This is a genomic window from Mycolicibacterium duvalii (assembly GCF_010726645.1).
Classification (GTDB): domain Bacteria; phylum Actinomycetota; class Actinomycetes; order Mycobacteriales; family Mycobacteriaceae; genus Mycobacterium; species Mycobacterium duvalii.
On sequence record NZ_AP022563.1, the window covers coordinates 4,904,632 to 4,915,892 of the forward strand.

The following is an 11,261-nucleotide window of genomic DNA, read 5'->3' on the forward strand; positions in this document are numbered from 1 at the left end:
GATGGACGGATCGTCCGACAGTCCGGGGTCATGTCTGGACCCGCAGAGGGCACTCACGTGATCGGCGCCGTGCTGACGTTGCTGCTGGGCATCGTCGTGATTCTGGCGATCATCGCGGCCAACGGGTACTTCGTCGCCCAGGAGTTCGCCTACATGTCGGTGGACCGGTCGAGGCTCGCCGCCCGCGCCGAGGCGGGGGACCGCGCGGCGCAGCGCGCGCTGAAGGTGACGCGCCGGACGTCGTTCATGCTCTCCGGCGCCCAACTGGGCATCACCGTCACCGGCCTGCTGGTCGGCTACGTGGCCGAGCCTCTCGTGGGTGAGTCCCTGGGTGTGCTGCTCGGCGGGGCCGGGGTGCCGGCCGCGGTGAGCATCTCGGTCGGCACAGTGCTCGCGCTGGCCGTCGCCACCGTCGTGCAGATGATCTTCGGAGAGCTCTATCCGAAGAACCTGGCGATCGCCAACCCCGAGCCGCTCGCTCGTCGCCTGGCCCGGTCGACCACGGCTTACCTCACCGTCTTCGGCTGGCTGATCACCGTGTTCGATCATGCCGCCAACGCGTTGCTGCGAGTGCTGCGGGTCGAGCCGGTGCACGACGTGGACACCACCGCGACCGCCGAGGATCTCGGGCGCATCGTGGCCGACTCCCGCGACAGCGGCGACCTGCCCGAGGAGCTGTCCATCCTCATCGACCGCGTGCTCGATTTCCCGGATCGCGACGTCGAGCACGCGATGATCCCGCGGTCGCAGGTCAGCGTGGTCACCCCGGACACCACCCTCGCGCAGGCCCGGGTCCGGATGGCGGAGGCGCACACGCGCTACCCGGTCATCTCCGACACCGAGGAGCCCCTCGGGGTGATCCAGCTCGCCGACCTGCTCGCCCGTACGGTCCCCGACGACGCCCCGGTCCGGTCGATCATGCGGTCGCCGCTGGTGCTGCCGACGCTGATGTCACTGCGGACGCGTTGGCGCAGATGACGCGAGCACACAGCGAACTCGCCTGCGTGATCGACGAGTACGGCGGCTTCGCCGGCATCCTCACCGTCGAGGACCTCGCCGAGGAGTTCGTCGGTGAGCTCACCGACGAGCACGACGAGCAACCGCCACCGGGTATCGAGACCGAGCGGGAGGCGACCTGGCGCATGGACGGCGACGTCCACGTCGACGAAGTCGAGCGGGCGATCGGCTACCGCCTGCCCGAGGGCGACTACGAGACGCTGTCCGGGCTGCTGATCGCCGCCGGCGGCCAGCTGCCCGCCATCGGCGAGACGGTGCAGATCGATCTGCCCACCGACCCGCGCGATTTGCTGCTCGAGGAGCCGGTGCGCCGAGCGCTGCAGGTCGAGGTGCTCGAAGTCTCCCGGCACGTGCCGAGCGAGGTGCTGGTGCGCCTGACCGAGAGCACCGACACCGACGACGGCGCGGACCAAGCCGACGAGACCGGGGAGGGGGAGCGGTGACGGGGAATCCCCTGCTGGTCATCGCAGTGACCACGCTGCTGATCGTGTTCAGCGCGTTCTTCGTCATCGTCGAGTTCGCCCTGCTCGGCGCGCGCCGGCATCGCCTGGAAGCCGAAGCGGTGACCAACCGGTCAGCCCGCGCCGCTCTGCGCGGCATCAACGAGCTCACGATCATGCTCGCCGGCGCGCAGCTGGGTATCACCGCATGCACCTTCGCGCTGGGCGCCGTCACCAAACCCGCGGTCGACGCCTGGCTGGGGCCGGTCTTTTCGTCGTGGGGCGTCCCCGCGCAGATCGCCGACGGCACCGCCTTCGCGTTGTCGCTGCTGTTCGTGACGTTCCTGCACCTGGTGGTCGGGGAGATGGCTCCCAAGTCGTGGGCCATCGCGCATCCCGAGGTGTCGGCCAAACTGATCGGCCTGCCGTCGCGCGGCTTCATCTGGTTGGTGCGCCCGCTGCTGGTGTGGGTCAACGAGGTCGCCAACCGCCTGGTGGCGGCCAGCGGTGTGACGCCGGTGGACCGGGCCGCGGTCGGCGGGCAGGACGTCGACACCATCCGACACCTCGTCGAACACTCGGCCACCGCCGGCACCCTGGACTCCTCGTTCCGGACACAGCTCTCCGACGTGCTGGAGCTCGAGAAGCTCACGGTGGGTGACCTGCTCACCCCCGGTGAGATACCGAGCGCCGTAGCGACCACGGCGACCGTCGCCGATGTGCAGAACGAAGCCGCGCGGTCACGTCACATGCGCATCCTGGTCGGCGGGTTCGACGGAGACGTTCCGGCGGTGGTGCATGTGCGCGACACTCTGCTCGAACCCCTCGACCGGCCGGTCCGCGACATCGCCCGGCCGGCTTTCCGCCTCGACGCCGCCACCCCGATCTATGAGGCGCTCGGGAAGATGCGCACCGTGAGCGAGCAGTTGGCCGCACTGGTGCAGGACGGCCGGTTCATCGGCGTCATCACCGCCACCGATGTGATGAAACGCATCCTGCCGAACCAACAGTAGGTCGACGTGTCGTCCCCGACTGCACGAGAATTCGTCGCCTACGGGCCGTCGTACTGGGCGGCGATCGCGGTGTTCGCCGCCGGCGCGGTGTTGCTGGTCTGGCTGGGCCGCCGGCAGACCGATGCGGCCGCGCGGCGGTTGGGCCGCGCCCTTGGCGTCGTCACCGTGCTGATCTATCTGGGGGCGGCGGTGAACGCGCTGAATCCGCCCGGGCTGGCCTGGTCTGTCCCGCTGCACCTGACCGACCTGGCGACGGTGACCGCGGCCTACGCGATGTGGTCGCAGCGGCAGTGGGCGTTCGCGCTCACCTATTACTGGGGGCTGGTGCTCAGCGCGCAGGCGCTGATCTCTCCGGTGCTGACCGGTCCGGATTTCCCGCACTACCAGTTCCTCGGCTTCTGGGCGATCCACCTGTTGGTGGTGTGGGGGGCGATCTATCTGACCTGGGGGCGCGGGATGCGGCCGTCATGGCGGGACTACCGGATCACCCTGACGGTGACCGCGGTATGGGCCGGCGTCACCGTTGCGTTCAACAGCATCGCTGGCACCAACTACGGCTTCCTCAACCGCAAGCCGGACACCGCGTCACTGCTGGACCTGATGGGCCCGTGGCCGGTGTATCCGCTGGTCGGCTTCGCGCTGGTGGCCACGGTGTGGGCGGCGATGACCTGGCCATGGTCGCTGGTGCGGCACGCGGGGGCCCGGCGATGACTTCGTCGGGGTTGACCGGTCTGTCACAGCGTGGACGTAAGAATGGAGACCGTGTCCCGTTTCGCCGATCTGCCGGTCCGCCCGCCGCTGGAGCCGATGCTGGCCAAAGCCCAGACCGCGGTGCCCGACCACCCAGGCGTCTGGTCCTACGAGCCGAAGTGGGACGGCTTCCGCGCGCTGGTGTTCCGGGACGGCGACGACGTGCTGCTGCTTTCGCGCAGCGGGAAGGATCTGGGCCGGTACTTCCCGGAGGTCCTCGACGCGGTGCGCGAAGAACTTGCGCCCCGGTGCGTGCTCGACGGTGAGATCGTCGTCCCCCGCGAGGTCGCCGGCCGGACCCGGCTGGACTGGGAATCGCTGAGCCAGCGCATCCACCCCGCGAACAGCCGCGTCACGCTGCTCGCCGAGCAGACCCCGGCCCACTTCGTCGGGTTCGACGCGCTGGCCGTCGGCGACTCGTCGCTGATGACCCAACCGTTCCGGACGCGCCGGGCGGCACTGGTCGACGCCGTCGACGGCAAGCAGTGGTGCCACGTCACGCGCACCACCGAGGATCCCGAACTGGGGGTGCGCTGGCTCGAGGAGTTCGAGGGCGCCGGCTTGGACGGGGTGATCGCCAAACGCCTCGACGGGCCCTACCTGGCGGGTAAGCGCGAGATGGTGAAGATCAAACACCACCGCGACGCCGACTGTGTCGCAATGGGTTACCGCATCCACAAGAGCGGAGAGGGAATCGGGTCGATCCTGCTGGGCCTCTACCGCGACGACGGTGAGCTGCAGATGGTCGGCGGAGCCGCGTCGTTCACCGCGAAGGCACGGCTGAAGTTGCTGGCCGACCTCGAGCCGCTGCGCATCGGCGACGATCTGCGGGACGGCGAGCCCAGCCGGTGGAACTCCGCGGCCGACAAGCGCTGGATCCCGGTGCGGCCCGAGCGGGTGTGCGAGGTCGCCTACGACCAGATGGAGGGCGCGCGGTTCCGGCACGCGGTGAAGTTCCTTCGCTGGCGTCCCGACCGCGACCCGGCCGGCTGCACCTTCGACCAACTCGATGTTCCGCTGACCTACGACCTCTTCGACGTGTTGGAGACAGCCAATGGCTAGTACCGCCAACGAGATCGACGTCGACGGAGTGAAAGTCCGTCTGACCAATCCGGACAAGCCGTATTTCCCGGAGCTCGGCAAGCGGGGCACCAAGGGCGCATTGGTGGACTACTACCTCGCGGTCGCCGACCGCATGGTGACGCTGCTGCGTGACCGCCCGGTGCATCTGCAACGCTTCCCCGACGGCATCGACGGCGAGGAGATCTACCAGAAGCGGCTGCCGCAGAAGCGGCCCGACTACCTGCAGTCGTGCACCGTGACATTCCCGTCCGGCCGCACCGCCGACGCACTGAAGATCACCCATCCCGCGGCCATCGCGTGGGCCGCGCAGATGGGCTCGGTCACGTTGCATCCCTGGCAGGTGCGGTGCCCCGACACCGAGCACCCCGACGAGTTGCGCATCGACCTCGACCCGCAACCGGGTACCGGCTTCACGGAGGCGCGCACCGTCGCGGTGGATGTGCTGAAACCGTTGCTCGACGAGCTGGGTCTGGTCGGCTACCCGAAGACCTCCGGCGGCCGCGGCGTGCACGTGTTCCTGCGCATCGCCGCGGACTGGGACTTCATCGCGGTGCGCCGGGCCGGTATCGCCCTGGCCCGCGAAGTCGAGCGGCGCGCCCCGGACGCGGTGACGACGTCCTGGTGGAAGGAAGAACGGGGTGCACGGCTGTTCATCGACTACAACCAGAACGCCCGCGACCGCACGTTCGCCTCGCCCTACTCAGCCCGAAAGACCCCGATCGCGACGGTGTCGACGCCGCTGAGCTGGGACGAACTCCGCACCGCCGACCCCGACGACTACACGATCACCACGGTGCCCGACTTCGTCGCCGGTCGCCCCGACCCGTGGGCCGACATCGATGCCCACGCCCAGTCGATCGAGAAGCTGCTCGAGATGGTCACCGCCGACGAGGAACGCGGCCTCGGTGATCTGCCGTATCCGCCCAGCTACCCGAAGATGCCGGGGGAGCCGCCGCGCGTGCAGCCGAGCAAGAAGGTCGCCGCGAACTGGGACGAGGACGGTAACCGGCGGGCCGACTGACCGGCGACGATACCCTGCTGTGCATGCCGACCCCACAGAAGTGGAACTTCATCCGCAAACTGCTGGCCGCGCTGGCGATCGTCGGCATGCTCGCCAGTGGTGTCGGTATCGCGTCGGTGATGATCTTCTCCCGGCCCGACCAGGAGCAGACGGCCGCGACGCGCACCCCGCCGGCCCCGCCGCCGCCGTCGGTGCCGACGGTCAAGGAGTTCCTCATCGGCGTGCAGGTCACCGCCACCGAGTGCGACCCGGCCGGGCTGTGTCGCTACACCTACACGATCGACCCGAAATACGTGGGACTGCATCCCTTTCCGGAGACCCCGTTCACGGTCGAGTACGAGGTGGTCGGCGGCAACCAGCCGCAACCGGGACAGTTCACCGTCGAGGGCCAGCAAGCGCAGATCCTCAAAGACGTCGTCGTCGAGGGCCCGCCCGGGGCGGTCCTGAAGGTCAATGTCCTGCGGGTGATCGGGTAGACATTCGGCTATGACGACACCGTCCGAGCGCAGTCGCTGGATCCGCAACTTCACCCCCGCGCCGAACGCCCGCACCAGGCTGGTGTGCTTCCCGCACGCCGGCGGCTCGGCCAGCTACTACTTCCCGCTGTCGCGGGCGCTGAGCCCCGAGGTCGACGTCTACGCCGTGCAGTACCCGGGCCGGCAGGACCGGCACAGCGAGCCCTTCATCGAGACCATCGACGAACTCGCCGACCGGGTCTACGAGGTGCTCGGCGATCTGACCGACGCGCCGGTCGCGTTCTTCGGCCACAGCATGGGCGCGGTGCTGGCCTTCGAGGTGACCCGCCGGCTGGAACAGGCCGGCCGGGGACCGTCGGTGGTGTTCGTGTCCGGATCCCGGGCGCCGCACCGCTACGAAGACGACGGCAGCGCCCGCACCGACGCCGGCCTGATCGACGTGATGCGTGACCTCGGCGGCACCGATCCGCGGGTGTTGGGTGACCAGGACCTGCTGGAGACCTTCCTGCCGCCGTTCCGCAACGACTTCCGCGCACTGGCCGCCTACAACGCCCCCGGGACCGGCGTGCGCGCGCCGCTGGTGGTGATGACCGCGACCGACGATCCGAAGACCAGCGAGGAGGATGCGCGCGCCTGGGACGCCCACACGTCCGGGCCGGTCGAGGTGCACACCTTCACCGGCGGACACTTTTACCTGGAGAAGCAGGCGCCGAGGGTGATCGAGGTGATTGCGCGGACGCTGCGCACCGTCGGCTGAGGCGGCGCTACTTGGCGGGCACCACTCCACGCGGCTGGGGCAGCGGCAGGTCGTTGTAGGTGGCGATCCCGGGCGCCGCGGCGACGACCGCCGGGATCGCGTGGATCGGCGGCATCGCGGTCATGATGTGGCCCAGCACGAAGAAGTCCTCGAGCGTTTTCGCGTTCTCGATCATGTCCTGCGGAGGCAGGAATCCGACCGACATGTTGACCGTCGGCCGGCCGTCGATGGTGATCTTCCAGCCGTCGCCGTCGAGTTGCCAGTCCGGGTCCAGGGTCTGGCCCTTCTTCCACCGGACGTTGATGTCGATGACGGTCCTGCCCTGATAGATGCCCTGCCAGCTGGCATACACCCCGGCGACGTGACCGGCGGGGATCGTCCAGGACGCCATCGGGAGGTCCTCGGTGGTCTGGGCGTACTCGGGCACGCACCTGATCTCGTCGAGTTCGATGCCGAGCGCGTCGGCGACCAGCGCGACGGCCTCGGCGAACACCGCGGTCCCCTTCGAGGCCATCGGTCCCAGGTTCGGATCGTCGATGGCCGTGCCGAAGCCGACCGGCCGCTCGGTGTCCGGAGAATCGTAGAGAGTGGTGTCCGCCGATTCGGCGATGGTGATCTTGTCGATGCGGTCACATGCCGTGCCGGCGACGATGGCCAGCAGTTCGGCGAAGCCCGGGCTGACGCCGGACCCGAACAGGGTCGATCCGCCGCGCTGGCACGCATCGGCCAGCCGGTTCCGTCCGTCGCCCAGGTTGCCGCCGGTGATGAACGACGCCGACGCGACGACGTTGACGCCGGATTCGAGGATCCGGACCAACTCGTCGACGTCGATCCACATGGGGTTGTAGACGACGGCGTCGGGCTTGAGCGCCAGCAGCGCGTCGACATCGCTGGTGGCGGTCACGCCGAGCGGTTCGATGCCGGCCAACTCGCCGACGTCCCGGCCGGCCTTGTCCTCCGACCAGGCGAAGCAGCCGACCAGTTCGAGGTTCGGATGAGCCGCTATCGCGGCGACGGAACTCTTTCCGACGTTTCCCGTCGTCCACTGGACGACCCGATACGAAGCATTGTTGGGCACTCGCTCAGCATAAGGATGTACTTTGATGCGCTCAGCGAATTGACCAAATCACGGACCGGCCGTGACCACCGCTTTGCCGGTGCGGGTCTGCCCGGCGGCGTCGATCCACGTCAGGTCGACGACGTCGCCGGGATAGCGGCGGTCCAGCACGGTGGTCAGCGTGGTTGCCGAGTCCAGCGGCACACCGTCGACGACCACCAGCAGATCGCCGTCGACCAGACCGGCCCGTTCGGCGGGTCCGCCGCGCAGCACCTCCTGGATCACCACTCCCGGGGCGTCGCGCGGTGCGGTGCGCACACCGACCCCGAGCAGGGTCGGCGGGCCGATGTGCACGTTGTCGGACGGGATGCCGGCGCGGATCTGGTCGGCGATCCGAATCGCATCGTTGATCGGGATCGCGAAACCCTTGCCGCCCGGCCCCATGCGGAAGTTCACCGACGCTGCCGTGGTGATCCCGACGACCTGACCGTTGCTGTTGACCAGCGGCCCACCGGAGTCCCCGGCGCGTACCGGGGCGGCGAACTCGATCAGCCCGGTCAGCTCGTCGGACGTGCCGGTCAGGGTGTCCTCGGCGTTGACCGTGCGGCCGAACGCGGACACCGTGCCCACCTCGCGCGTGAGCGGGCCGAACGTGCCGTCGGCGTTGCCCAGCGACACCACCGGTTCACCGGGCACCAGCGCGTTCGCATCGCCCAGTGCGGCGGTGGGGAGGCCGGACGCGCCGATCAGCTGAATCAGCGCGACGTCGCGTTTGCGGTCGTACCCGACGAGTTGGGCCGGGTAGGGGCGGCCGTTGACGGTCGCGGTCACCCGGTCGGCGCCCTGGACGACGTGGAAGTTGGTCATCGCCAGACCGTTGGGATCGATGACGAAGGCGGTCCCGAGCCCGAGCACCCCCTGGTAGTCCACCTCGGTGTCGATGCGCACCACGGCGGGCTCGACCTGCAGCGCCGCGGCGACCGGATCGCCCGGGGCGGCGGCCGCGGGGGCCAGCGGCGCGACCAGAGCGACGATCGCAGCCAGCGCGATCAGCAGGAGTCTCGGCGAGCGATTTAGGCTCATAGTCATCAATAGTGGCTGTGACGTCGAAATCTGTCGACGCGCCCTGGTCCGGTCAGTCCTCGACAGCCACGCCGCCGCGGCTGCGCCGACGGCGTCTCAGCAGCGTGTTCTTGCCGGTGGGGCGCTGGTTCTGCAGCTTTCCGGCAGCCGGCTCGGCCGGCTCGGTGGCATCCCCGTCGGACTCATCTTCGGCACGGGCGGAGTCGTCGGCGTCCGGTTCGGCCGTGTCTTCGGCGTCCGGTTCGTCGGTCTGGGTCTTCGGTTCGGCCTCGGTCTTCGGTTCGGCCTCGGCGTCCGCCACCGTCTCGGTTTCCGCTTCGGTCTCGGGTTCCGGTTCGGAATCGGCGGCGGTGTCGGCCTCGGCGTCGTCAGCGAGGGCCTTCTTGCGGCGCCGCGACGTCCGCTGCGTGACCTTCACCGGTTTCGGCGGTGGCGGCGGCAGCTCGGCGACGAACGCGAGATAGAACGCCAGCATGCCCAGCAGGGCGATCGCCGCAGCAGCACCGTAGATGCCGAACAGCCACTGCCCCGCCTGGTCCACCGACAGCCAGATCTCGCTGATCGCGGTGCCCAGGATCAGCAGGCCGGCCAGCACGTGCAGCGCGATCGAGGTGGTGCGCAGGTTCAGCGCCAGTGTGGGGGTGCCCAGCTCCGGGCGGCGGGTGCGCAGCAGCGTCAGCAGCACCGGCAACGCGGCCAGCCCGATCAGCGCGGCGGTCACGATGCGCAGCGCCGTGCCCAGGGTGTGGGAGGTCTCGCCGAGCAGTTCGAACGTGCGCGGGAGGACGAAGAAGAAGTACAGGACACCGGCGGCGAGGGAGAACGACGCGTGCCAAAGCACCGCAGCGGTGCGGCCCATATGCCTCCTCGATCGTGTGACCCGGAGCGCGACCGCGTGTCGCAGCCGGTCGCGCCCCGGGCTGAGTGCGGAGGATGCGGGATTTGAACCCGCGAGGGCTGTTAACCCAACCCGCGTTCCAGGCGAGCGCCATAGGCCACTAGGCGAATCCTCCGTCGGCCATGGTAACCGACCCACCCGGGCTGCCCATAAATCCACCACCACGCGTGTGGGGCGGCTCCTGGGCGCAGGCGCGACGCGGACGGTATTAGACTCGCCGTGGACCCCGCGCGGCGTCCATCCTGTGAACTCCCCCAGGGCCGGAAGGCAGCAAGGGTCAACGGGCTCTGGCGGGTGCGCGGGGTCCCCTTGTTTTCAAAAAAGTCCACGCACGACGGTGAAAGGCGAGCGGTGTCTTTTCAGTCGCTGGGCCGTGACGAACTGCTCGCGCAGCACGAGCTGCAACAGCGCAACTACGCCGACCTGCAGGCCAGGGGGCTGCGGCTGGATCTGACCCGCGGCAAGCCGTCTCCCGAACAGCTCGAGCTGTCCAACGGCCTGCTGACCCTGCCGGGAGCGGAGCAGTTCCGGGACGGGGAGGGGACCGACACCCGCAACTACGGCGGTCTGCACGGGCTGCCCGAACTGCGGGCCATCTTCGGTGAACTGCTCGGCATCGCAGTTCCGAACCTGATCGCGGGCAACAACGCCAGCCTGGAGTTCATGCACGACGTCCTCGTGTACTCGCTGCTGCACGGCGGCGTGGACTCGCCGCGGCCCTGGATCCGCGACATCGTCGACGGCACCGGCGTGAAGTTCCTCTGTCCGGCTCCCGGCTACGACCGCCATTTCGCGCTCACCGAGAGCCTCGGCATCGAGATGATCACGGTGCCGATGCTCGAGGACGGCCCGGACATCGACATGATCGAGGAGCTCGTCGCCGCCGACGCCACCATCAAGGGGATGTGGTGCGTCCCGATGTACTCCAACCCCACCGGCACCGTGTACTCCTGGGACGTCGTGCGCCGATTGGTCCAAATGGACACCGCGGCAACCGATTTCCGGCTGATGTGGGACAACGCGTACGCGGTGCACACCTTGACACACGACTTCCTCCGGCAGGTCGACGTGCTCGGGTTGGCCGCAGCGGCCAACCATGCCAACCGGCCGCTGGTGTTCGCCTCCACCTCGAAGATCACCTTCGCCGGCGCCGGGGTGAGCTTTCTGGGCGGGTCGCTGGGCAACATCGCGTGGTACCTGCAGCACGCCGGCAAGAAGTCGATCGGCCCCGACAAGGTCAACCAGCTGCGGCACCTGAAATTCTTCGGCGACGCCGACGGGGTGCGGGTGCACATGCGCCGGCACCAGGAACTGCTGGCGCCGAAGTTCGCGCTGGCGTTGCAGATCCTCGAAGACCGGCTGGGGTCGTCGAAGATCGCGTCGTGGACCGAACCCAAGGGCGGGTACTTCATCAGCCTCGACGTGCTGCCCGGCACCGCCAAGCGCACCGTCGCGCTGGCCAAGGACGCCGGCATCGCGGTGACCGAGGCGGGTGCGTCGTTCCCGTACCGAAAAGACCCGGACGACAAGAACATCCGTATCGCACCGACGTTCCCCGGCACCGATGACCTGCGCGCGGCGATCGACGGACTGGCGACCTGCGCGCTGCTGTCGGCGACCGAACACCTGCTGGCGCAGCCGGCGCAGAACTAGTCGGCCCCTGTCG

At 69.0% G+C, this 11,261-nt stretch carries 10 protein-coding genes, 1 tRNA gene, 1 other RNA gene and 1 pseudogene; 9 read left to right on the forward strand and 4 right to left on the reverse strand.

Going from position 1 to position 11,261, the window contains the following annotated elements:
- Positions 1–30 precede the first annotated feature (30 nt).
- The 7 genes and pseudogenes from G6N31_RS23220 (at position 31) to G6N31_RS23250 (ending at position 6,557) form a co-directional block, all read left to right on the forward strand.
- Positions 31–1,460, forward strand: a pseudogene (locus G6N31_RS23220) (hemolysin family protein).
- Complete coding sequence (locus G6N31_RS23225) at positions 1,457–2,470, forward strand: CNNM domain-containing protein (RefSeq protein ID WP_165776225.1); 1,014 nt, start codon at positions 1,457–1,459, stop codon at positions 2,468–2,470. Before G6N31_RS23220 ends, G6N31_RS23225 begins: the two are co-directional and overlap by 4 nt.
- 6 nt (positions 2,471–2,476) lie before the next feature.
- The gene (locus G6N31_RS23230; protein ID WP_098002148.1) at positions 2,477–3,181 is read left to right on the forward strand and encodes a YwaF family protein; all 705 of its coding nucleotides are present in this window, start codon (positions 2,477–2,479) and stop codon (positions 3,179–3,181) included.
- Between the two features lie 42 nt (positions 3,182–3,223).
- A complete protein-coding gene (locus G6N31_RS23235) occupies positions 3,224–4,282 on the forward strand; it encodes an ATP-dependent DNA ligase (protein WP_098002147.1) in 1,059 nt (352 codons plus the stop codon).
- A complete protein-coding gene (ligD, locus tag G6N31_RS23240) occupies positions 4,275–5,324 on the forward strand; it encodes a non-homologous end-joining DNA ligase (RefSeq protein ID WP_098002146.1) in 1,050 nt (349 codons plus the stop codon). The genes G6N31_RS23235 and ligD overlap by 8 nt, the downstream gene beginning before the upstream one ends.
- 23 nt (positions 5,325–5,347) lie before the next feature.
- Positions 5,348–5,800, forward strand: a complete 453-nt coding sequence (locus G6N31_RS23245) for a hypothetical protein (RefSeq protein ID WP_098002145.1) — start codon at positions 5,348–5,350, stop codon at positions 5,798–5,800.
- 10 nt (positions 5,801–5,810) lie between these two features.
- Entirely contained in the window at positions 5,811–6,557 is a 747-nt protein-coding gene (locus G6N31_RS23250; RefSeq protein ID WP_098002144.1) for a thioesterase II family protein, read from the forward strand.
- 7 nt (positions 6,558–6,564) lie between these two features.
- Here the strand turns inward: G6N31_RS23250 and G6N31_RS23255 are convergent, their stop codons facing one another.
- From G6N31_RS23255 to G6N31_RS23270, 4 genes are all read right to left on the reverse strand, one after another.
- The gene (locus G6N31_RS23255) at positions 6,565–7,635 is read right to left on the reverse strand and encodes an NAD(P)H-dependent amine dehydrogenase family protein (RefSeq protein ID WP_098002143.1); all 1,071 of its coding nucleotides are present in this window, start codon (positions 7,633–7,635) and stop codon (positions 6,565–6,567) included.
- 48 nt (positions 7,636–7,683) lie between these two features.
- Positions 7,684–8,703 carry a S1C family serine protease gene (locus G6N31_RS23260; protein ID WP_420090236.1) on the reverse strand — a complete coding sequence of 340 codons (1,020 nt, stop codon included), beginning with the start codon at positions 8,701–8,703 and terminating at the stop codon, positions 7,684–7,686.
- Between the two features lie 46 nt (positions 8,704–8,749).
- Positions 8,750–9,556 (reverse strand): lipid uptake coordinator LucA, encoded by an 807-nt coding sequence (gene lucA, locus G6N31_RS23265; protein WP_098002141.1) that lies wholly within the window; start codon positions 9,554–9,556, stop codon positions 8,750–8,752.
- A gap of 68 nt (positions 9,557–9,624) precedes the next feature.
- Positions 9,625–9,710 (reverse strand) — tRNA-Ser (locus tag G6N31_RS23270).
- A gap of 103 nt (positions 9,711–9,813) precedes the next feature.
- On the opposite strand from G6N31_RS23270, the gene ffs reads away from it, so the two are divergent.
- Together ffs and G6N31_RS23280 are read left to right on the forward strand one after the other, a co-directional pair.
- An RNA gene (gene ffs / locus G6N31_RS23275) (signal recognition particle sRNA small type) lies at positions 9,814–9,908 on the forward strand.
- 38 nt (positions 9,909–9,946) lie between these two features.
- Positions 9,947–11,248, forward strand: coding sequence for an aspartate aminotransferase type Ic (locus G6N31_RS23280; RefSeq protein ID WP_098002140.1), 1,302 nt, complete (start codon positions 9,947–9,949; stop codon positions 11,246–11,248).
- The last annotated feature ends 13 nt before the right edge of the window (positions 11,249–11,261 follow it).